This window comes from Empedobacter brevis NBRC 14943 = ATCC 43319 (assembly GCF_000382425.1).
In the GTDB taxonomy this organism is placed as follows: domain Bacteria; phylum Bacteroidota; class Bacteroidia; order Flavobacteriales; family Weeksellaceae; genus Empedobacter; species Empedobacter brevis.
Window position 1 is genome coordinate 153,093 of the sequence record NZ_KB908293.1, and the last position, 24,389, is coordinate 177,481.

General features: G+C 31.8%; 17 protein-coding genes. 6 read left to right on the plus strand and 11 right to left on the minus strand.

Going from position 1 to position 24,389, the window contains the following annotated elements:
• Positions 1 to 7: 7 nt before the first annotated feature.
• Positions 8 to 3,142, minus strand: coding sequence for a SusC/RagA family TonB-linked outer membrane protein (locus H277_RS0106020; RefSeq protein ID WP_019974689.1), 3,135 nt, complete (start codon positions 3,140 to 3,142; stop codon positions 8 to 10).
• 315 nt (positions 3,143 to 3,457) lie between these two features.
• On the opposite strand from H277_RS0106020, the gene H277_RS0106025 reads away from it, so the two are divergent.
• From H277_RS0106025 to H277_RS0106035, 3 genes are read left to right on the plus strand one after another with little or no spacing between them, the layout of a single operon-like run.
• Positions 3,458 to 4,360 carry a CorA family divalent cation transporter gene (locus H277_RS0106025; RefSeq protein WP_019974690.1) on the plus strand — a complete coding sequence of 301 codons (903 nt, stop codon included), beginning with the start codon at positions 3,458 to 3,460 and terminating at the stop codon, positions 4,358 to 4,360.
• A gap of 6 nt (positions 4,361 to 4,366) precedes the next feature.
• The gene (locus tag H277_RS0106030) at positions 4,367 to 5,368 is read left to right on the plus strand and encodes an NAD-dependent epimerase/dehydratase family protein (RefSeq protein WP_019974691.1); all 1,002 of its coding nucleotides are present in this window, start codon (positions 4,367 to 4,369) and stop codon (positions 5,366 to 5,368) included.
• 14 nt (positions 5,369 to 5,382) lie between these two features.
• Positions 5,383 to 6,450, plus strand: a complete 1,068-nt coding sequence (locus tag H277_RS0106035) for a diphosphomevalonate decarboxylase (protein WP_019974692.1) — start codon at positions 5,383 to 5,385, stop codon at positions 6,448 to 6,450.
• Between the two features lie 49 nt (positions 6,451 to 6,499).
• Here the strand turns inward: H277_RS0106035 and H277_RS19465 are convergent, their stop codons facing one another.
• The 9 genes from H277_RS19465 to H277_RS0106080 all read right to left on the minus strand — a co-directional run bounded on the left by H277_RS19465 (position 6,500) and on the right by H277_RS0106080 (position 15,954).
• The gene (locus H277_RS19465; protein ID WP_019974693.1) at positions 6,500 to 7,159 is read right to left on the minus strand and encodes a DUF4184 family protein; all 660 of its coding nucleotides are present in this window, start codon (positions 7,157 to 7,159) and stop codon (positions 6,500 to 6,502) included.
• A 110-nt stretch (positions 7,160 to 7,269) separates the two neighbouring features.
• Complete coding sequence (locus H277_RS0106045; protein WP_019974694.1) at positions 7,270 to 10,083, minus strand: hypothetical protein; 2,814 nt, start codon at positions 10,081 to 10,083, stop codon at positions 7,270 to 7,272.
• 6 nt (positions 10,084 to 10,089) lie between these two features.
• A complete protein-coding gene (locus tag H277_RS0106050) occupies positions 10,090 to 11,115 on the minus strand; it encodes a hypothetical protein (protein WP_019974695.1) in 1,026 nt (341 codons plus the stop codon).
• Entirely contained in the window at positions 11,105 to 11,911 is an 807-nt protein-coding gene (locus tag H277_RS0106055) for a fimbrial biogenesis chaperone (RefSeq protein WP_019974696.1), read from the minus strand. The genes H277_RS0106050 and H277_RS0106055 overlap by 11 nt, the downstream gene beginning before the upstream one ends.
• A gap of 51 nt (positions 11,912 to 11,962) precedes the next feature.
• Positions 11,963 to 12,508: a hypothetical protein gene (locus H277_RS0106060; protein WP_019974697.1), complete on the minus strand. Its 546-nt coding sequence runs from the start codon at positions 12,506 to 12,508 to the stop codon at positions 11,963 to 11,965.
• Positions 12,509 to 12,674: 166 nt separating this feature from the next.
• A complete protein-coding gene (locus H277_RS19675) occupies positions 12,675 to 13,538 on the minus strand; it encodes a helix-turn-helix domain-containing protein (RefSeq protein WP_019974698.1) in 864 nt (287 codons plus the stop codon).
• A gap of 213 nt (positions 13,539 to 13,751) precedes the next feature.
• A complete protein-coding gene (deoC, locus tag H277_RS0106070; protein WP_019974699.1) occupies positions 13,752 to 14,495 on the minus strand; it encodes a deoxyribose-phosphate aldolase in 744 nt (247 codons plus the stop codon).
• A gap of 9 nt (positions 14,496 to 14,504) precedes the next feature.
• Positions 14,505 to 14,978, minus strand: a complete 474-nt coding sequence (locus tag H277_RS0106075; RefSeq protein WP_019974700.1) for an Lrp/AsnC ligand binding domain-containing protein — start codon at positions 14,976 to 14,978, stop codon at positions 14,505 to 14,507.
• Between the two features lie 28 nt (positions 14,979 to 15,006).
• On the minus strand, positions 15,007 to 15,954 hold the full coding sequence (locus H277_RS0106080; RefSeq protein WP_019974701.1) for an endonuclease/exonuclease/phosphatase family protein: 948 nt from the start codon (positions 15,952 to 15,954) through the stop codon (positions 15,007 to 15,009).
• A gap of 350 nt (positions 15,955 to 16,304) precedes the next feature.
• Between H277_RS0106080 and H277_RS0106085 the strand changes: the two genes are divergently transcribed.
• Entirely contained in the window at positions 16,305 to 18,515 is a 2,211-nt protein-coding gene (locus tag H277_RS0106085; protein ID WP_019974702.1) for an NADP-dependent isocitrate dehydrogenase, read from the plus strand.
• A 67-nt stretch (positions 18,516 to 18,582) separates the two neighbouring features.
• Here H277_RS0106085 and H277_RS0106090 read toward each other — a convergent pair whose 3' ends face one another.
• Positions 18,583 to 18,996 carry a CBS domain-containing protein gene (locus tag H277_RS0106090; protein WP_019974703.1) on the minus strand — a complete coding sequence of 138 codons (414 nt, stop codon included), beginning with the start codon at positions 18,994 to 18,996 and terminating at the stop codon, positions 18,583 to 18,585.
• Between the two features lie 521 nt (positions 18,997 to 19,517).
• Between H277_RS0106090 and H277_RS0106095 the strand changes: the two genes are divergently transcribed.
• Both H277_RS0106095 and H277_RS0106100 read left to right on the plus strand, forming a co-directional pair.
• Positions 19,518 to 21,872 carry a hypothetical protein gene (locus tag H277_RS0106095; protein ID WP_019974704.1) on the plus strand — a complete coding sequence of 785 codons (2,355 nt, stop codon included), beginning with the start codon at positions 19,518 to 19,520 and terminating at the stop codon, positions 21,870 to 21,872.
• 129 nt (positions 21,873 to 22,001) lie between these two features.
• Positions 22,002 to 24,368 (plus strand): TonB-dependent receptor domain-containing protein, encoded by a 2,367-nt coding sequence (locus H277_RS0106100; protein WP_019974705.1) that lies wholly within the window; start codon positions 22,002 to 22,004, stop codon positions 24,366 to 24,368.
• Positions 24,369 to 24,389: the final 21 nt, after the last annotated feature.

The following is a 24,389-nucleotide window of genomic DNA, read 5'->3' on the forward strand; positions in this document are numbered from 1 at the left end:
TTTTTTATTAAAATGATAGATTAACTCCGAAACTAACAATTCTTGATGGTGTATAACGATAAGTCGTTGTTCCGTTGAATGATTGAACCGGTTCTAAACCTTTCTTTGCTGTTACAGCAAATAAGTTCTCTCCACTAATGAAAAGTTTTAAATTTGTTAATCCTAAACTCTCGATTTCTTTTTTATTAAATGTATACCCTAATGTTGCATTTTTCAACATGAAATAATCTGCTTTTTCTAAAAAGCGAGATGATGCAGCTGCAACAGCAGTATAATTTTGTGAACTCAAGACAGGAACATCTGTAATGTCTCCTGGATTTTTCCAAGCATTTAAAATATCTTTATGTAAAGCTTGTCCTTGTGGATAACTTGTCATCAAAGTAGCATAGTTACTATCGTAAACTTTACCACCTATTTGGTAAGTAAATAACGTTGTTAAAGATAAATTTTTGTACTTGAATTCATTGTTGATAGATCCGTATAAATCCGGAAGAGCTGAACCTACATACGCATAATTTGCATTATTTTGATTCGTTGTATATTTTTTTCCATCAATAACACGAGTTGCAGAAGTATCTGCTTTAGTTGGATCTTGAACAAATAACCCAGCTCCATCAGTAGGATCAACACCGTACCATTCTCTTAACCAAAAATCATACAATGAGTGTCCTTTTGCAATACGTTTAGAACCATTGATTAAAGCTTCCTGACCTTCCGGCATTTTAACAACTTCATTTTTAAATGTTGTTGCAGTAACCCCTAAATTCCAAGTAAAATCTTCTGAACGAACAATTCCAAAGTTTAATCCAAACTCCCAACCAGTATTACGCATTGTTCCGATATTTTCAAAAACACTATTACCTGGATCTCCAGCAGAACCTGGTAATGGTTTAGGGAAAATCATGTTCTTTGTTTCTCTACGGAAATACTCAACACTACCAGAAATTCTGTTTTTGAATAAACCAAATTCAATTCCAGCATCTAACTGAGCATTTGTTTCCCATGTTAAATTTTTATTTCCTGTTTGCATCAAGTAAACACCTGGCTCATCTGCATTGAAATAATCTCCTAAGTTATACATTGTTAAATCTGCAAAATAACCTGGATTTGCTCCAATACCACCATCATTTCCTACTTCTCCATAAGACCCTCTTAATCTCAATAAATTAACTACGTTAGAATCTTTTAAAAAGTTTTCTTTGTTAATGTTCCATCCTGCACCAGCTGACCAGAAAACTCCTTTGTTATTACTTGGGTCAAAACGTGATGATTGATCTTGACGGATAGATCCTGACAAGATATATTTACCTGCAAAATCATAGTTTAAACGAGCAAAATATGATTCTTTTGTCAATGGTAAATTATAACTTATATTACTTCTATTCTTTAAGAAATTATTGAATTCGTAAATCCCTTCAATTACTTCTTTAGTTTTGTAACGGTAAGAATAATCAATTTGTCTTTCAAATGATTCATGACCTACTAAAACATCAAAATTATGTTGTCCGAATGATTTCGTATAGTTCAATAATTGATTGAAAGTTATCGATTGTGTTCTTCTAGATTCTTCAGAAAGACCTCCTTCACCTGCAGCATCACCAATGTATTTGTTACGGTAATTTCTGAAAGAAAAGTTTCTTACATCATAACTCAAGTTTGTTGTGAACGTCAATCCTTTCGCTAATTTAAATTCAGCAAAACCACGAGAGTTAATTGTATTCGTATTTTGAACTTGGTTATTCAATAAAATTTCTTCTATAACATTTCGTCCACCAGAAGCCTGAGCTCCACGTCCTCTTGAATCTATCCCATCGTAAACTGCATTACCTAACTCATCGTAAACTCTCTTCCCTTCACTATCATATAAGAAAGGAGAATAGATAGGCCCCATAATACGGCTTGTATAGAAAGGATTTATTAAAGATGCTCCACCTCCGTCATCTGCTTGATTAGATTTTGTTAAGTTCGCATTTAAATTCATTCCTAACTTTAACCAATCTGTTACCTGGCTGTCTCCGGAAACACGAGCAGTGTATCTTTCGAAATCAGATTTAATTACATATCCTTCTTCCTTGTTATAACCAAAAGATGCGTAAAATGTCGAACGATCAGTCGCGTCACTGAAACTTAAGTTATAGTTTTCTGTGCTTCCAACTCTATTTAAATATTTATCCCAGTCAAAATCATTGTATAATTTCTGAGCAAGAGGATTTAATTTCCCATCAATAACAACTTGGTTATTTGGAACATTGTAAATGTTGTTTTGTAAGTTTGCGATAAGGTTGTTCGTTGCATAAGTATTTGCACCTTGTAATCCTCCAGAAGGATTTGAAACTAAACGACCATTACGCATAGACTCCCATGCTGCAACATAATATTGATCAGCATTTACACGATCATATTGAGGAATACTTCTCGTTACAACACCTGTATTTGCAGTAAAATTAAATGTTCCTTTTTTTGATTTAGAACCTTTCTTCGTTGTAATCATTACAACTCCATTCGCTGCAGAAGAACCATATAAAGATGTAGAAGCTGCATCTTTTAAAATGTTAAGAGAAGCAATATCATTTGGATTTAAATCCGAAGGGTCTCCAGTATAAATAGCGCCATCTACAATATATAAAGGACTGTTAGACAGATTATAAGAAGACATCCCTCGAATCTGAACATTAATACCACTACCTGGCTGTCCAGATCCTGTAGAAACTAAAACTCCTGGTGCCGCTCCATCTAAAGCTTTAACAACATTAGATAATGAACGATCTTCAAATGCTTCTGATTTGATCACGGCATTAGAACCTACAACTGTTTCTTTTTTCTGTGATCCGTAGGCTACTGTAATTACTGTTTCTTCTAAAGCAACCTCAGAAGAATTTGTTAATTTTAAGCTACCTAAATCATTACTTGTTACAGTAAATTCTTTTCCATCTATTACTAAAACATCTCCAACTTTTGCGTCAATGTTAAAGTTTCCATTTTCGTCTGTGTACACAACCTTGTCAGTTCCTTTTACAGTAACTTCAACGTCAGACTCAGGAAATCCATTTGCATCATTCACCGTACCTTTTGTTTGAGCCAATACTGCTGTACTTAACCCAAGAAAAGCTAACAATGATAAAGAAGTGATTTTCTTTCTCATGTATTTTTATAATTTTAAAAGTTGCAATATTAACATTTTTTAACATCAAACTAAAAAAAATTATTTTTTTTAACATCAAATAAGAGATAAAATATTTTTAGCCATCATTTTTAGGAACTTATTAAACCTTACAGATGAAATTTTAATTATCTGTAATACAACAACATTACATCATAACACCGGTATCATAAGTCATTCAAAAAATAATTATAAAAAAATAGCTCATCTCTACTTTTTGACATCACATGATTTAATGTTAATTTTAAATTTAATTAACTAGTCCATACTTCTAATATTTAAAATTATCAACTTATAATGCAGATCATTTTCGAAAACGAAAAATTCAAATGGATTAATTTACAAAATCCTTCCAAAACCGAACTAGATGAAGTCGCAACAAAATACTGTTTTCAGAAGTTAACCATCGAAGATAGTTTAGAACCCGGTCATTTACCAAAATACGAATCGGATGATCAACATGTTTCATTTTTATTGATTCGATTCTTTGATAAAGAACATCGCATGTTAAAAAATATTATTCGGGAGTTTAGCCACAAAATCAGTATTTACATTGGTTCTGATTTTATTGTAACAGTACATCAAAAAGAAACGGATATTTTTAATATTATTCAAAAAAAATACCTCTCAAACTTAGAGGTATCAAAGGTGACCGTTAAAGGACTTCTATACCGAATAATTTCCGAATCCATTAAAACGTATGAACAACCTGCCTATAAAATGGATGAAGGAATTGATCAACTCGAGCAGATGATGTTTACAGAAGATTTCCGAAAAATAAAACTTCAAAATCTATATAAAATAAAACGAGAAGCTACTGCGTGTAAAAAAATATTAGACTATACATTAGAAGCTCTTAAAGAGTACCGATTGGACAATAAACGCACAAGCTCTTCCCAAGATCTATTAGAAGAAAACGTAAAAATGCTGCATTTACATAGTCAGATAGTAGATGACGTACAAAGTTTACTCACCATTTATCTTTCGCTAAATAGTCAAAAATCAAATGAAATCATGCAGACGTTGACCGTTTTTTCTGCATTTTTCCTTCCCCTAACATTTATCGTTGGAATTTATGGAATGAATTTCGACTTTATGCCCGAACTAAATTACAAATTAGGCTATCCAATTTGTTTATTTATCATGTTATTAGTGGTAATTTTTATTTACTTTTGGTTCAGAAAAAAGAGATATTTATAATTCAGTATGATTTTCGTAACAGGAGGAACAGGTTTGGTTGGTGCGCATTTGTTGGTAGAATTAACAAAAAAGCAACAACCTATTCGAGCTTTAAAACGAAAAACATCCAATATAAAAACTATCGAAAATTTCTTTGCTCAACAAAACTCTTCTCAACTCTATCACTATATTCAATGGATAGATGGCGATTTGTTAGATGTCACAGCTCTTCCGGATATATTAGAAGGAATTGAAACTATTTATCATGTGGCAGCTTTTGTTTCATTTGATGAACGTCAGGAAGAAGAAATCTTCAACACAAATATTTTAGGAACAGAAACTCTGGTCAACGAAGCGATTGATTCTGGTGTAAAAGAATTTTTCTTTGTCAGCTCTATTGCCTCAATGGATGATTTAAATCCTGTTACAAAAAAGATTGACGAACTTTCTCCTTGGAACAATAGCTTAACACATTCGTCTTATGCCATTTCAAAATTTAGAGCAGAAATGGAAGTTTGGCGTGCTTCTCAAGAAGGAATTAAAGTTTTAATTATTAATCCTGGTGTAATCATTGGAACACTAGACACAAAACGAGCAAGTGAAAGTTTATTTCAACAGAATTCTACAAACACGACTTATGCCCCATCAGGAGGAACAGCCTTTGTTGATGTACGTGATGTAATTAAAACGTTTTTAGAACTGATTGACAAACAACTTTTCAATCAAAAATTCATTGTTATTGCAGAGAATAAAACGTATAAAGAAGTTTTTGACTTAGTATCGATTCACAGTAAACGCTCTGTAAAAAGCGTATCAAATACCACATTAAAAATCATTAAAAGTCTATCTATTTTTAGTCGAATATTTGGAGGAAAATACATGACGAAAGCCAATTATTATTCCCTTACATCGGTTACTGCTTATGACAATACAAAAGTCAAAAACGCGTTAGCTTACGAATTTATTCCGATAAAAGAGGCAATTGATTATCATTATGCCCGTTTTCAAAAACTAAATTCTACAAAATAGTTTACTTTTGTTTTATGGAACAACAATTCATTTCAAAACTTTCGACAGACGAATTTTCTGCAAAAGCAGGAAGCGTAAATGCCAAAAGCCCGTCTAATATTGCATTGATAAAATATTGGGGGAAAAAGAAAAATCAAATTCCAACCAATAGCTCAATTAGTTACACGTTAACAAACAGTTACACTGAAACTGAATTGAAATTTTCTTCTAAAACATCTGACAATTTTGAGGTAGAAGTTTATCTGGAAGGTGAATTAAAAGAAAGCTTTGCTCCAAAAATTATTACCTTTTTTGAGCGAGTATTAACCTATATTCCATTCTTAACCTCTTACAAATTCGAAGTTCATACACACAATTCTTTTCCCCACAGCTCAGGAATAGCTTCTTCAGCTTCGGGAATGTCTGCAATGGCATTGTGTCTCGTTCAGATTGAAAATATACTAGGCGCAAACTTATCTGAAGAAGAGTCATTGAAGAAAGCTTCTTTTTTAGCCCGATTAGGTTCAGGAAGTGCTTGTCGTTCGGTTTACAAAGGTTTGGTAGAATGGGGAGAAAATGATTTTATTGAAGGCAGTTCCGATTTATTTGGAACAAAATATCCTGATACGGAAGTACATGATATTTTCAAAACATTTCACGACACGATTTTATTGATTCACGAAGGCCAAAAATCAGTTTCTTCTACTGTTGGGCACAACCTGATGAATGGTCACCCTTATGCGGAACGACGCTTTGTGGAAGCGAATGACAATCTGAAAGCATTACTGCCAATTCTAAAATCTGGTGACATCAAAGCGTTTGGTGAATTGATAGAACACGAAGCATTGACATTACATGCGATGATGATGATGTCCAATCCTGCATTCATTTTAATGAAACCAGCTACTGTTGCTGCTTTAGAAAAATTATGGGAATTCCGCCGGACAACAGGAAAACATCTTTATTTCACATTAGACGCCGGCGCAAATGTACATTTATTGTATCCTGCACAAGATGCCGAAGCCATTGAGGTTTTTATTGAAAATGAATTGAAACAGTTTTGTCAAAACGGAAATTACATTAAAGATAAAGTGAGTTTTTAAAACGACACCTATAAAAAAAGGTTATCAAACAAAGGTAGCCTTTTTTGATTTATTTTTTTAATAATTTATCTTTCACTCCAAGAACAATTAAACTCAAAAAGATACTCATTCCGACGACTACAATTATGTTTCCTAAAACAACTTTAACAGGGAAAATAACCAATCTTATCAGAGAAATCAAGAATGTATAACCAAAAAGTTGCAACCAAAAAGAAGAATCAAATTCTGTTTTTTGAATGCCCTCTTTTGGCATAAAATGTATCCAGTTCAAAATAAAAACACCACCTATAAAGGTACTAAAATGCTGCAAGAACTTATATCCTTTTACTTCAACCGGATGAGTAAACCAAACCTCTTGCAAAGCAGGAATCTGTTTAGCAAAATATCCCCATTCATGCGTAAAAGCATCCCATAGTAAATGGGAATAACCTCCTATTATAACGGAGGCAATCACAATTAGCCAATTTCTTCTGAAATAACTTATCCAATCAAATTTTAAAAATTGCACAAATCGTTGTTGAAAATAATTTGGTAAATGATGAAGAATACAATTTCGAACAAGCATATGAAAAACAAAACAATAAACAAGAGCAAGTGGTAAGTCAAAATAAAGTACCCCCAAAAACAAGTGGCTATGCGTCGCTTCAATTTTCATTCGAGAAAAATATTCCAAATCCGGTGACATCGAACCGATGATCAGTCCTGTCATGGAGAATCAATTTGGATTTATTTTTTTGAGAGGCAATACAATTGCAGGATGGCAGAAAGTTAATGGCATCTAAATTTTTATTCTGATACAAAGTAAATCAAAATATGTCATCAATTCCCAAAACGTTTAATGTTCACTTTCCTTTCTTTTATTTTTAAAATCAAAGGTTCATATGTTATGTTCTGCTCTTTTTCTACCGTCACTTTATTCAAATATTTTTTGACATAAACATGCTCAGGTAAACTATTTTCTACAATGTGAAAAGTATAGTTTCCCACAGGTAAAAATGCAGTATATTCTCCACGGTCATTTGTTTTGACAGAAAATACTTGTCCGCTTTCATGATTAAATACCAAAGTAAAACCAACTAAATTTGCTGAAACCTGATACTCTAATTTCGATGACAATTCGTATTCTATTTTCCCCCGTACTACACCTGTTTGCTGCATCGGAATAGAGATAGATGTTGTCTTTGTATTCAAGTTTACATGATAATTCTGTGCAAACCATTTCTGTCCGGGAAGTGTAATTAAGTAATTTCCATATGGCACTTTTTTGTACTTAATGTTTCCTTCTAAATCAGTAATAAAGTTGGTCTCATTTATCTTTACATTTCTATTATCAGCCACTTTATCACCTTCATCAAATATTCCGTTTGCATTATAATCATAAAACACAAATAAATTCAGCATTCCATCTTTCACATCTGTTGCAATTCGTTTTGCAGGTAAATTATACTGTACACCAACTTGTAAATAAGTCTGTTTACTGTACAATGTCTTGGAATCGTATTGACTAAAATTTGCTTGTGCATTTACCACAAAATGATCCGTGGGTTGATAATCTACAGATGCACCAAAAGTTAACGTATTTCCAAAGTTTTTGTCAACATTATAATAAGCTGTTACAGCTGTATTTAATCTTTTTTTGAAGAAACTTTGTCGATAACTCACCGAAGAATTAAACCGTTCCAATTGATGATTCAAATCATTGGTAGAATATACTTCCGCAATCATCATACTTCCGCGCTGATAAGTTGTGTTCAACTGAAAGTTTTTCACATTCCATGTTAATTGTCCATAAATAATAGGATCAACCTTTTCCAAGTCATTCAATTCCGAAAAGCCTCCCAATGCATTGAAGACTACTTGATGAACACGTGAATTAGACAACCATGTAAACGCACTGTTTACATAAGCAGACCTAAAACTCATTGGTGTATAAGTAAAGGTTTCATAATTCAATACATTTGATTTTTCGAGATTAAACTTTGGCGAAATCGAGAAGTTGAAATGATTTGCTATTTTGAAAGCAATCCCAGTTTCAAAGCGTAAGGCTTTTGACTCATTCGCCCGCGTATAATTGATAAGATATGGATCGATCGATTTTGGATTATTATTCGTTAACGTAAAGGAAGACCACATCGAAAATTTAGAAAATGTACGTTGTAAACGTTGATTTAAATACAATGCTCCTTTTCTTGTTCCGGGATAATAGCCTGAACTAAAATAATTGGAACTATAAAAATCAAATTTCCCTATTGTTCCGGAAACATTTGCAGATGCTGACAACGAGTTCTCGACATTATTATCTGCCCTGAACTTTGATAGACCATAGCCAAATTTTACAGAGTGGCTCCATTTATTAGGTGTTATCCATCTGTATCCGTTAGTTAAAATAAAATTCGATGTCGAATAATTTTTATCAAATAATACTGTCGTTTCTAATTCATTGTCACCATTTATTAAAAATCGGCTGTTTGCAAAAGTTGTATGACTATTTCTGAAAATCTCTTTGTCCCAATCATCTAATAAATTATAATTCTTCTCAACAGTTCCTACAACAATTCTATTGTTATTTTTGTCGTAATTATTAAACAACATCATTCCTCTCCCATTAATAGGGATATCAAAATCGTTGTTATTAATAGAACCTACTAGAATTCCTTTATTTTTTCGCTGGTATTTTACCCAAGAATCTGCCAATACCATATCCTGATCGCCTTCCCATGATGTTCCGTTGATATTGTAAGCAAACTCATTCAATCCAACAGAAAACTCCTGATGCGCCATCAAATTGTAATTCGCATTGAGCGAATTAATATCCCGAGCTGTTAAGCGCACATAGTTCGACGAGTGATTTGTCCAATTCTGATTTAACATACTCGGATCCACATATACCCGATTGGAACTAGCATTCTGAATTGTAAAGAATACATTTCCAACAAAATCTCCGTCACTTGAATATCCGGAAACATTCACTTGGAATGCTTCAATTTTCATCATTTCTCTGTCAACATACCTTGAAAATCGAATTATTTTTTCCTGAAAAGCTTCTACATGGATTCGCTTATTCTCTGAGGTGAAATTTCCCCTAAAATCCGGAAAAACATTTGTTAACAATACACTTTCCGGCTGGTTCCCCATATTTATTGCTTTCAATTCGTAATGAATTGAATCGCCTTCCTGGCGATAGAAAATGTTGGTTTGAACCGGAAATATTTTTATGTTTCTTTTTTGCTGAACAACAATTGACGTAACTGAATTTCCTATTTCTTTTTTTGTTTTAAAATCAACAATACTAAATTCCAACGATAATTTCCCTGCCATTTGCGATTTATTAACCGTAAATTTCATTGGAATAAATGCTTTTTTACGTGGATTTATTTTTATCTTGAGATCGTCTTGAGAGTACGATCTGACTGAAGAAGGAATTTTCAATCCTAAACGAGCATTAATCGTATCATTGGACGTATTTTCTAACTGCATAATGACTGTAAAATTATTGTCATCTTCCAATACAATTTCTTTTACAGTCGTAAAAATCAATTCTTTATTTAAATTTTGAGCAGGTAAATTTTGTCCACTACCGATAAAAAGCAGAATAAAAAAAATGCTCCGAAAATAATTAATTGAAAACGGCATCTTATTTTACAAAGGAGTAATCGTATACATCAACGATGTTGAATAATTTCCAGGCTTGCTGTTCAATATCTTACTATCTGACGGAGTTGTAGAATAGATAATATTGTATTTTTTTGAAGTAGTTTTTGAGCTATTCGTAATAAGGGATTGATTGTAATTTGACAATTTAATTTCGTTCGAAAGTCTATTGGTTTCAGTATCTTTCAATTGAACTTTTATCGAATTTAATTGCAGATTTTCTGAATCGCCTGATTGTAAATACTGATTCAATGAAGAAACTTGTATATCATAAGCAGTATCCGAAGAAACACTCAATCCATTTTGGTATTCTTTTCGAACACCGTTTCTATAATCTTGAATGGTATTAAAAACCAATTCACCATTTACTGCAGATCCATCAACTGAAATAGAAAATGTAGGTGTTGGCTCATAATCTCCATTCGGACTAATTTGCATATCAATAGAGAACGGACTTGTTCCTACTACATTTCCAAATTCATTTAGCAATGAAAACTCTAATTGAATGGTATAATTATTCCAGGATTTTAACCGGTTTAAATAAGTTCCCGGATCAATAATAATATTATAATTCAACTGAATACTCCCATATTTACCACTTGGAGTTGTAATGGCCAAAGGTGAATTACGAACAAAATAAACAGGCGAATAATTCATCGTAATGTTACTTTGAATGGCTCCTATTTGATTTATTGTGGGATAATTTTCTGAATAATATTGTGAAGTTGAATAATTATTGAATTTTAATTTCAACTTATCTACAGGAAACTCTTTTTTCTGAGAATTAACAATAGGGGAAACGACACGACCAACCAAAGACCAATTTTTATAATTTAATGGTCCATTCATATGTAGCTGCACAACAACAACGTTGTTTACTGTAACTCCACTACTTCCATTTACCTGTACCCAACCTGCATTATGAGCATTTATCACAAATTGAGCGGGAGATGTAACTGAAATGAACAGAATTATTGTTGAAATAATTTGGTATAAGAATTTTTTATTTATCATTTGAGAATGTCAATTCAGCAATTTTCAATTGATCATCTTTTTCAAAACTCAATGTAGAGGTCGCTATATAAGAGCCTTTTGGTAAATCCTTAGGCAATGGAATGTACACAATTCGTTTATCATTTGGTAAACTATAAAAAACTACATCTTGCAATTTTATCTGTTCTCCATTTTCTTGATTAATTAGCTCGTTCCTAATCGTTCCTTCACTCCAGACATTTCCTTCATTCGTAATATTAAGAACTAAACGGTTTTCTACTTTATCGTAAACAAAGTTTGTAAACTCAACATTTGTTTCTCTACCAATATTTAATCTTTGATAAATCTTAACACCTGTACGAATCGAAATTTTAATATTTTCTCCACTTTTACTTTGTCCAGCTACAGGATTTGTCTGCGTAATGTACATCATTGTTGTATGCACACTTTCTGTACTTATCTTTTCCGGAACCTGCATAAGAACTTCTATTTCTTTTGATTCTTTAGGTAAAAGAGTAAATGTATTATTGGGTAAGATTGTAATCCAGTTGGCATTACTGGTTGGTAAAGTACCTGGCTCTGAAACAAGATTGGCTCCATAGTCATCGTACTTCCAATCTTTAAAAGATACTGCTAACTCTAATGTATTGACATCACTTACATTTGTTACCAAAATCTTTTTACGCTCAGATTCACCGGGGTTCAATGTAAAATAAGTCCGGGGAGGACTCACTGAAATACCTGATTGTGCATTGATTTTACTTGAAAAAAATAATGCTAGAAAAGAAACGAGTGTTAATAAACGAAAAGCTTTCATAAGAAAAAATAGAAGTAATGTTGTACAACATTACTTCTTATTTTATTTATATTATTGTGCTTCTATTGTATAAGTAACAGTTGTTGTATACACGTTAGGATTCTCAACATTGTAATATTTATTTACATAATCGTTGTTTCCTTTTCCGTTATACGCAACATTAAATTTTAAATCTGTCCCACCAACGGTACTAGAAATCAAGTTTTTATCAGATTTATCTAACACAACATTGCTAAATGTAGAAGAATTTAATATATTTCCTGTTCCTAAAGTTGCTTGTAAGTTAATTGTATTTGCAGCAATTTTATCAGTTGTCCCATCCTTTGTAAAAACTAAGTTTTCGTTTTCAGATTTTACTTTTACCGCAAAACCTCCTGTACTATAAACAACAAGGTGATCATTCATGTTTGCTGTAACACCTTTCGAATAATCTTCTTTTGTTTTATATTCTAAATTAACTGTGTTTTCACCACCAATTACTATAGTTTGAATTGGGTATAGTTTTACGTTTAATGTTGCTTGGGCAGTTTGAGCGAAAGCTAATCCTGAAACTAATGTGCAAAAAATCGTTAAAATAAATGCTGCTTTTTTCATCATTTTATAAATTGTTAAAAGTTTTGGTAAAATAATTTGTTAAATCGTCAGGTAGTTTCTATATTTAAGATTAATTATTCTCAAATGCGAGTGCAAATGTAGAAGTTGTTTTCCGTCTTAAAAGATTAAAAAACACCAAAAGATGATGAAAAACGACATTTCTAACTATTTAATTCGGAGCACTTTGTCTGAATTTAGTCGGTGAAACACCTGTATTTCTTTTAAAGAATGCTGTAAAATTGGTCTCTTGAAGAAAATTGAGTTCCAATGCGATATCTTTTATTGACATTTTAGAGTTTGCCAATAAAATCTTGGCATTTTTTATCAATTCGTTTGTAATCATTTCTTTTGCTGACTTTCTGAAAACGATTTGCGTTGCTTTATCCAATCTTCTTTTTGTTATAAAAAGTTTATCAATATAAAAAGAAACCTGCTTATATTCATTCACATTTTTCTGCAATAATTTCTTGAATTTGGTTGCAATTTCTACATCATAATCATCTTGAACAAATTTATTCTGAACATCTAGCGTCTCAATTTGTCCGTTGATAATAATGCGCTCCAATAGGTTATGAGCTAATTTGATTTCTAATTCATTCTCAAAAGAATTAAAAAAATACTTGAGGTAATTTGATTCAAAAATAGGAGCAGAACATATATTATTTTCGACAATATTGATTAAATCTCTCGAAAAAAGCGTACTATTCTCTAATTTCAGATTTTCTTCTATTGACTTAGAATAAAATTCTTGCTTAAACACAATGTAATAAGCATCTGAGACTGAAGGTTGTCTTAAAAAAAATTGAGTAATATTAGGTGCGATAAACAGAAAATGATTTTTAGGGATAACAATTTCATTTCCATTTATTGAATGAATGATTTTTTTTGAGCCTGACCAAATAATACCAAAATAATCATTTCTAGAAAATTGTCTCTTCCATGATTCAGATTCGATACAATTTCTCAATTCAAATGCAGCAAAACCTGCTTCCACGCTTACATCATTAAAAACATTATGTTCATTAATTATCATAAAGCTTAAATTTTAAATATAATGTTCGGAACAAAATTAAGAATGTTTTTTTCTAAACACATTGATACAAATCAATTTAGAAAAAAAGGACAACAAACATAAACAGTTTTTTTGTGAAGTACAACTAACAATTGAAACAACTCTTGTTATTTTTAATGAATAAAAAAAAGTCCCAAATAAATTTGGGACTTGCTGATATAAAAAAGATTACTCTTAATAATTACCTGAAGCCTCTTTACCTTGTACAATTGCTAAAGCTGAGGATGTACCGATTCGCTTAACACCTAAATCAATCATTTTTTTTGCTTCTTCTGTTGTTCGAACACCTCCAGAAGCTTTGACAGGCAATGAGCCTGCATTCTCTAACATCAACTTAATGACATGTTCATTCGCACCATTTGGAGCATCATTCTCAGTTTTATAAAAACCTGTTGAAGATTTAATAAATACTTTTGCAGCATTTTCTTCTCCTATTTTTTCTAAAACAATATCACGAATTAACTGCGTAATTTCTATGATTTGTTCATCTGTTAAAGCAGCAGTTTCAATAATCCATTTCACAACCTTACCTTCTCTCAATACGATAGAAGTTGCTGTTTCAATTTCCTCCTTTACTTTATCAATGTCTCCTTTTTTGAATGCTTCATAGTTAACTACAAAATCTAATTCATCTGCTCCGTCAGATATTGCTTTTTGCGCTTCTCTCAACTTTTCATTCAAATCGTATATGCCCTCTGGAAAACCTATTACAGTTCCCAAAACAACATTCGATTTTTTTTCATCCAATAATTCTCGAACTGATCTTACATAATCAGGACGAATCATTACAGCATAAATTCCATTATCGATGGCTTCTTGTGTTAACTTATGCACCATATCCAATGTATCAGAATTCGAAATACCTGCTTGCTCAGGTGTTTTAAGATACGTCGAGTCTAAATATTGATTAATATTCATCTTTGTATATTAAAGTTTTATTTGTCTATCTATTGGCTGCTCCAATGATATTATAGTTTCAGTACGTGTAACTCCATCTATTTGTTGAATTTTTTTATTCAATACATTCATTAGATGTAAATTATCACGGCTCAAAATTTTTAAAAAAATACCATAATTACCTGTTGTAAAATGAGCTTCCACTACTTCAGAAATTTCTTCTAAAGCTTTTATCACTAGTTTATAAGAAGAAGGTTTATCCATAAAAACTCCGACAAATGACATAGTAGAATACCCCAAAACAGCAGGATTAACGATGACTTTCGTTGAGTCAATGACACCGGAATTTTCCAACTTCTTGATACGCTGATGAACTGCAGTATTCGAAATCCCTAATTCTTTCGCTAATTGAGAAACCGGAATATTTGCATTGTCCATAAAAGCATTCAGAATCAATTTATCGATTCCATCAATCTCTATTTGACCATTTTCGTGAATTCTCACCTTTTTCTAAAATTAAACCGCTACAAATTTAATATTTTAAAATGGTATATACAGGAAAATGATCACTATATCCTCCGAAATATTTTCCGCCTACAAATGTCCTGAATGGCAAACCAGTTGATTTCCCGTCCGAATTCTTTAAAAAACTTGCATCAAAAATATCTGTTTTTATATATTCTAAATTTGAATCATCCACTAAAAATCCTTTCGAGAATAATTGTTGATCAAATAACATCCATTGTTTTTTAAAAATTAAAGATCCTCTTTTATATGACTGTAGCCCAACCATCGGATTAAATAACTCTTTTCCCTTTATCTCATCTTGTTTTGGTCTTGTATTTAATTCCAAACGTAAATCTTCATTCGTTGGCGAATCATTAAAATCACCCATAACAATAATTTTTTCCGAAAATTTTTCGGTTAACAAATCGTTAATTCTTTTCCGGATGATTTTAAAAATATGTTGCCGCTTTAATTGGTTAACTTCTTTATCAATTTTTGAAGGAAGATGAACTATAAAAAGGTGTATCATTTCTCCAAACAACTTTCCTTTTACATATAAAATATCACGTGTAAATGATTTATTCTCATTTTGATCTTTAAACACAAATCGGACCGGCTCACTTTCTATAATTTCAAAAAATTGTTGACGATAAAGCAATCCTACATTTATTCTTCGTTCGTCTAAAGATTCATACAACAATACATTATAGTTTCCACTTTTCAAAAAAGGACTATCCGTCAAATCATTTAAAACCTCTTCATTTTCAATCTCTGCCAACCCAACCAAATAAGGCAATTCATTCGTCTCAAATTGGCCAATTTTAGAAATACAAAAAGCAATCTTATCCACTTTTACATCATATCGATGATCTTTCCATTTACTAACATTACCTGGTAAAAAAGAGTCATCAGAGGTTTTAGAATAAAAATTTTCGACATTATAAAATGCGATCGTCGCGAAATTTTGTTTCAAAAGAATTGTTTTTGCTAAAATAAGAAAGAAAGTAGGTTTATAAAAATCAGATGTATGTTTACAAACTCAATTCAGAATATTTTTAAATGTCATTTTGCCATGAAGTTGAAAAAAAAAACACTTAAAAATTATCAACTTGAACAATTTTTATTCAATAAATTATCAACTTGAACACCTATCAAAAATCATATTACTTATTCCTTTAAAATTCATGTAAATGATTGATTTATGGTCAATTTAATCTGTTAAAAATTGTATATTTGCAAAGTTTGCATTATCTGCATTCAAAATTGAAAAAATGTATTTTTAATTGACTATTCTCTAATAGTCTCAAAAAAATTTAAAACATAATGTCAAAAATTCATTACACACTTACGGATGAAGCTCCGATGTTGGCAACACATTCATTTTTGCCAATTGTTCAAGGATTCACGAAAACAGCTGATATTACAATCGAAGTTCCAGATATTTCTTTAGCTGGACGTATTTTAGCTAACTTTCCTGAATTCTTAAAAGAAGAACAAAGAATTCCTGATGCTTTAGCAGAATTAGGAGCTTTGGCGACTACTCCGGAAGCAAATATCATCAAGTTACCTAATATTTCAGCTTCTGTTCCTCAGCTAGACGAAGCGATTGCTGAATTACAAGCCAAAGGTTTTGCCGTACCAAATTATCCTGCAGAACCAAAAAATGAAGATGAAAAAGCAATTAAAACAAGATATGGAAAAGTTTTAGGTTCTGCTGTAAATCCAGTTTTACGTGAAGGAAATTCTGATCGTCGTGCTCCAAAAGCTGTTAAAAACTATGCAAAAGCTAACCCTCACAAAATGGGAACTTGGGCAAAAAACAGTAAAACAGAAGTTGCTTACATGAAATCTGGTGATTTCTATGGTACTGAAAATTCAACTACTTTAGAAAATGCTACTGACTATACAATCAAATTTTACGGAGAAGATGGTTCTGTTCAAGAACTGAAAGCTGCAGCACATTTAAAAGCTGGTGAAGTAATTGATTCTTCTGTCATGAACTTAAATTCTTTGAAATCATTTGTTCAAGAAGCAATCGAAGAAGCAAAAGATAAAAACGTTTTGTTATCAGCTCACTTAAAAGCAACAATGATGAAAATTTCTGATCCAGTTATTTTTGGAGCGATCGTTGAAACTTTCTTTAAGGACGTTTTCGTAAAATATGCAGAGACTTTCAAATCATTAGATATTAATCCAAACAATGGTTTAGCAGATTTATTCGAAAAAATAAAAGGTCATGCACAAGAAGCAGAAATCAAAGCTGCTATTGAAGCTGATTTAGCAAACGGACCTCGTGTAGCAATGGTGAATTCTGATAAAGGGATTACAAACTTCCATGTTCCTTCTGACATTATTGTTGATGCATCTATGGCTGCATTAGTAAGAAACGGCGGTAAAATGTGGAACAAAGATGGTGCTGAAGAAGATACTGTAGCAATCATCCCTGACCGTTCTTACGCTGGTTTCTACGAAGCTGTTGTAGACGATATGAAAGAGAATGGAACATTAGATCCTACAACAATGGGGTCTGTACCAAACGTTGGTTTAATGGCTCAAAAAGCGGAAGAATATGGTTCTCACGACAAAACTTTCCAAGCTCCAGCAAATGGAACTATTAAAGTTGAAGATGCAAACGGAAACACATTATTAGAGCAAAAAGTTGAAACTTCTGATATTTTCAGAATGTCTCAAACAAAAGATGCCCCTATCCAAGACTGGGTTAAATTAGCTGTTAACAGATCTCGTTTATCTGATACTCCAGCAATTTTCTGGTTAGATAAAGGAAGAGCTCACGATCAACAAATCATCAAAAAAGTAGAAAAATACTTAGCTGATCACGATACAACTGGTTTAGATATTCGTATCATGGACGTTAAAGACGCAATGAAAGAAACTTTAAGCCGTGCGAGAGAAGGAAAGGACACGATTTCTGTTTCTGGTAACGTTTTACGTGACTACTTGACAGATTTATTCCCAATTTTGGAATTAGGAACTTCTGCTAAAATGTTATCTATCGTTCCATTAATGAACGGAGGAGGATTATTTGAAACGGGTGCAGGAGGATCTGCTCCAAAACATATCGAGCAATTCATAGAAGAAGGATACTTACGTTGGGATTCTTTAGGTGAATTCTTAGCTTTACAAGCTTCTTTAGAACACTTGTCACAAACACAAGGAAATGCGAAAGCACAAACTTTAGCTGACGCTTTAGATGAAGCAAATGCTAAATTCTTAGCAACTGATAAATCTCCAGGTCGTAAATTAGGAACTATCGATAACCGTGGTTCTCATTTCTATTTAGCCATGTATTGGGCTGAAGCATTAGCAAATCAAACAAAAGATGCTGATTTAGCGGCTAAGTTCGCTCCAATCGCAAAAGCAATGCAAGAAAACGAAGCAAAAATCAACGAAGAGTTAATTGGTGCACAAGGTCAACCACAAGATATTGGTGGTTACTATAAAGCAGATTTTGTAAAAACAACTGCTGCTATGCGTCCATCTGCAACATTAAATGCAATTGTTGACGGAATTTAATTTCGAAAACAACTCAAGATAAAAAAAGCCTCGCATATGCGAGGCTTTTTTTCAACCTTTTTTCTTCTTAGTATTGCTCTAAGAGATACTTCACTAAATCTGTCGTGGTTACAATTCCAACCACTTCGTTGTTATCCACAACAGGCAGAGAATGAAAACTTTGTTCTGATAAAATCTCTGCAACATCTTTAATATTTGTTTCAGAAGAAACAGTTACAGGTTCTTTCACCATCACATCTTTCAATTCATATGTATCATACATCGTATTCAACGCATTCTGATCTATTTCCCCAACTCCATAACCTAATTTAGAAACATCATTTTTACTGATAACACCAACTAATTTTGTTCCTTCTGTCACTGGAATATGTCGAATATTGTATTCCTTAAACAGTTCATTTACTTCGCTTATTTTCTTATTTGCAGGCACAGCTATTAGAACTTTTGCCATAATCTGAGCTACCGGTACTCTTTGTTTCATTTGATTTTATTTTAATTTGATTGATTAACTTTTCTAGTATAAAATTGAGCATTAATTCATTCATTTAAAATGACATGCGATAGCAAAAAAGAAAATAAAATTTCGTAACTTAAATAGTTTCCTTCTTCAGAAAAAGAAACAAACTTCTAAACATATTAATGGAACAATTACAGATTGAGGTCTTCTTACACCAAATACCGGAATGAAAAAGGTCGTATATTTTAAATGAAATGCAATTGCTTTTTATACCAGAAGAGGAAATATGGAAGATAACAATCTTCCAAAATCACTTAATGCTTTATCAATAAAAGGATATAAAAAGAGATGAAACACTTTATTGGAATCCTAATTTAATTAGAAAACCAAATAAAGAGAGTATTATCGAGTATCTCAACAATAACAATCCTAAAGACTTTCAATTAAAAGTTATGATAAACTTTAAGAAAAAGTTTGAATGAAATCGGCTAAATAATGATAATTTTAAGAATTCAAATTGATTCTACTTGATTAATCATTCTCGCATGAAATATATTTATTTACTCGCATTGTACTTTTGCTCGATTACAACTTTTGCTCAATCAAAATTAGAAACGGCTATAAAAAGCCTGGAGACAAATTATGCGCAAGAAAAAGTCTATTTATTATTTGATAAGGAAGATTACATTGCTGGCGACAATATTTGGTTCAAAGCTTATACATTAAATGGGTACAAACCGAGTTTAATCTCTACGAATCTTATTGTAGAATTATACGATAAAGACAAGAAATTAATCGACCGAAAATTGGTTCCTATTGTTAACGGAGAAAGCGACGGAACACTGAACACCAAAAACGAAAACGATGAAGGAATTTACTTTGTAAGAGCTTACACAACCTACATGACTTTCTTCTCGGAAGAGTTTCAGCATATCAATCAAATTAAAATTCATAATCCAAATTCAAAATTAAAACTTGTTGCTAATCCAAATTTAAAATGGAATGCAAAAGCTTTTCCGGAAGGTGGAAATTTTATTCAAAATCAAACGACTAAATTTGTGATAAGATTAAAATCGGACGGAGAATTACCAAAAAAATGGAATGGTTTTGTGTTCGAGAAAAATAATCCTACCAATAAAATGACAACGTTTAATAATTTAGATGAAAACGTCGCGACTTTTGCGTTGCGAGCAGAAGAAGGAAAATCGTATCAAGTACAATTGAATGATGAAAAAGGAAATCATCAAATTATTGATTTACCCAAAGCTAAAAAAGATGGAGTTTTATTGAAAGTTGTTCGAAATAGTAAAGACATTGTGATACAATTAAAAAGTATCAATCAAGAAAACCCTTTGTTGAATCATAAAATTATTGGAACAATTAATAACGAACTTGTAATGAGTTCTCAAATTGTAAAAAGTGTTGAATCGATATCGACTTATGTTCCAAAAGAGGTGTTAGAGAATGAAAAAGGGATTTTGAATATTGCAATTTTTGATGCAAATGATATTCAGGTTGCCAATCGTTTGATTTTTATCAATCCAAAAGAATTGTACAAAAAACCTGAAATTTCTTTCGAAACAACAACTAATCCACGAGAATTAAATACAATTAAGCTAAAATATCCTGAAGAAATTAATTTTTCAACCGTCATTAAAGATCAAAAAAATAATGATGAAGATAATTTAATTTCAGCGATGTTGTTAACACGAGATTTTAGTTCAAAAATTAATCATCCTACACAATATTTTAAAAATAATGAGTATTCAGAAAATCTAGATGCTCTCCTGATAACAGAAAAATGGAGAAGATTTAATTGGGAAGATTTAATAGTTGGAAATATCGTAAAACCGACTATTGACAACGATCGTAGATATCTTTCGTACACAGTAAAAGCATATAATAACGGAAGAGAACTGAGTAATGCTTCTTTAAGTATTATTTACAAAATACAGAATAATGGGAAACAATTTGCAACGCTTGATACAGATTATGAAGGTAATTTCGAAATGAATAATTTATTCTATTATGGTCCTATGGCGATGAATTATTTCTTGAATTCAGAAAATGGAAAACAAGCCAATAACGGAACTTTAACGTTGTCTGTCGTACCAAATTACAAAAGCACAAGTTATAAATCTAAATTACCTGCAACACCTTATTTATTAGAAGAAATAACAAATAAAGAAGAAGTCGAAAAGCAGAATACCTATAAACAGAATATCAAAATCATCAATGACAAAAGCATTCGCTTGAAAGAGGTTGTTGTAAAAGCAGATAAAAAATCCAAAACAGAGAAGCTGAATAATGAATTAAGTAGTGGAATGTTTCAAAGTATGAATGAAACCATTATTGATTTTGTTAACGAATCTCAGCCCATAGAAAGCTATACGAATATTGTTGATTTTTTAGCTGGAAGAGTTTCTGGGTTAACAGTTTCTAATGGAGTTCCAAAAATCAGAAACTCTGAAGTTTCAATTTATTGGAACGAAATGAAAGTTTCTTCAGATCATCTAACCAGCATCAATGTGAGAGATATTGCAATGGTAAAGGTTTTTAAAGGTGCTGGTTTGCTTGGAAATGCAATTGCGATTTACTCGAAGCGGGGAAGTGAGGCACAAATTGACAACACCCCAATGCTTCCAAATAACTTAATTCAAATTGGTGGTTATAATCAGTCCCTACCATATTTTAGTTTAGATGATTACGAATCGCTTTACAACGATGTTCCAAATGATATAAGAAGTACTTTATTTTGGAATCCAAATTTGTATTTGGAGTCAGGAGAAAACACAGAAATAGAATATTTCAACAATGATAAACCAAAAGACTATCAATTAACCATAATTGGATTCGACGGAAAAGGAAATCCTGTTTATCATGAAGGAAAAATAAATTAAACAAAAAAACTCAAGAGATTCTTGAGTTTTTTTTTGGTTAATCAATTCGTCGATAATCTATCGGGGTTCGTCGATAACATATATAAAATACAGCCAACTCTCCGAATATTTGTTTAAAATTAATACAAGATGAAAACATTTATTCAACTCTCTTTCTTATTATGTTCAGTTATTTTATCTGCACAGACTTACGAATTAAAAGGTGAATTTTTCGAAAACAACCAGGCAGTTCCTTATTTAGACATTAGTCTTTCTAATCAAGACACAATCATTAATCTTACAACAAATGAAGTTGGTCAATTCAGTATTGAAACAAAATCAGACACCTATCGATTAGAAGTTATCTATTTTGAGCAAGTTGTTTTTCAGAAAGAAATCATTTTGCAACAACCAATAGATCTAGGAAAAATTGAGATAAAAACTTCAACGAATTTAAAAGAAGTGGTGGTTGATGCACAGAAAAAAGTAATGGAACGTAAAATTGATCGGTTTGTTTTCAATGTTGAAAATTCTACTTCAGCAGCCGGAGGAACTGCGATGGACGTTTTACGAGTAACTCCCGGACTTAATGTAGCAGGTGATGCGATTGCAATTTCAGGAAAAAATTCTGTTATGGTTTTGATTGACGATAAACCAACTTATATGTCACAAACCGATTTGGCAAATTATTTAGAAAGCATGAGTGCAAGTGATATTTCGAAAATAGAAGTGATTACAACTCCACCTGCAAAATATGAAGCCGAAGGAAATAGTGGAATTCTCAATATTGTAACGAAACGAATCAAAAAAGACAGTTGGAATGCAAATATCGGAGGTTCTTATCAACGTTCTTTGCGCAACACAGAAAGATTGAACGCTGCATACAATCTTCAAAAAAAGAAGTGGACCATTCAAAGTTCGATGAATATTGGCGATCGTCGATTTTTGAGAACTTGGGATAACGAATTATTTTTTACTGATAGTCGTCGTCACAGTGTTTCGAATACAGATTATATTTACAAATACATTGGCGGAAATTTGGCTGTTGATTATAAATTAACGGATAAATGGTCTGTTGGAACTAAACTTTCTATCAATAACGGTAAATCTGATTCTGAAAATCCACAACAATTATTCTTCAAAAATAATTTGAATCAAATCATTAAAACAAATCGTGGAAGTTCTTTCTCAAATCAAAAAACGAATCAAATTTTGGTTAATTTATTTTCAGAATATAAAATTGATTCGCTGGGAAAAAAGATTTCTTTTGACGCAGATTATGCAAATTATACTTCTCCAATGAATCGTAATTTTTCTTCAAAAGAATTTGATAATAATGGTCATGAGATAAACAATACTTTCTTCGGAGGGAAAAGTAATTTGGATAACAGGATTGAAAATTTATCTGGTAAAATAGATGTTGAATTTCCTATGAAGACCATTAATTTGAGTTTTGGAGCGAGAATTTCGCAGACAAAATCAAACAATCTGATTGAAGCTTTTGAAGCTAATGAAAACTTAGATTATACATTTGACGCTGATTTATCAAATCTTTTCAAATACAAAGAAAACAACGAAGCGGTTTATGTTTCCGGAAACAAAAAGTTTGGAGAAAAATGGCAGATGCAAGCCGGTTTACGTTTGGAAGCGACACAAACAGAAGGTTTTTCGAGAGAGAAAAATCAAACCAATAAAACTGATTATATAAAATTATTTCCAAGTTTCTATTTGTTACACACATTTAATGACAAAACTTCGCTTGGGTTTAATTATTCGCGTCGAATCAATCGTCCAAATTATGAAAGTTTAAACCCTTTCAGAATGATTGAAAACGAATACACTTACAACGAAGGAAATCCTTTTTTACAACCGGCTTTTACACATAATTTTGAGTTGACTTTTACGTATAAAAAATTGGATACACGAGTGTACCTTTCAAGTTTGAGAAACGGTGTTAATCAAGCTTCTATTATTGATCCTACTACACAAAACAATGCTTTTATTTGGATGAATTTTGTAGATTCCGATGAAATTGGCGTGACGCAAAGTTTAACATTCAATCCTACAAAATGGTGGACAAGTACCTCTACGTTTCAAGTAAGTTATTCAAGTTCTAATGTTGCAATTTCCACACAGCGTTTCAAAGGCTGGTCGAGTTCTTTGTTTACATCAAATGATTTTACGTTGAACGAGAAGAAAACGTTATTTGTCAACTTGCTTTATTTTCAAAATTTTGGTGAAACATTTCAGAATTATTCACTAAAACCTTATGCAAGATTTAATCTTTCATTCAAATACTTGATGTTGGACAAAAAATTAGAATTAAGCTTCAATGCAACAGATATTTTCAAAGCACAAGAATACTTGTCTCAAAATAATAATGGAGTAATACAAAAATTTGCAAATGTATGGGATATGCAAAGTATTCGAATTGGAATTAATTATAAATTCGGAAGCAACAAATTATCTGTTAAAAACCGTGAAACAGGAAACTCTGACGAAGTAAACAGAATGTAAAGATTGTTATTTTACAAAAAA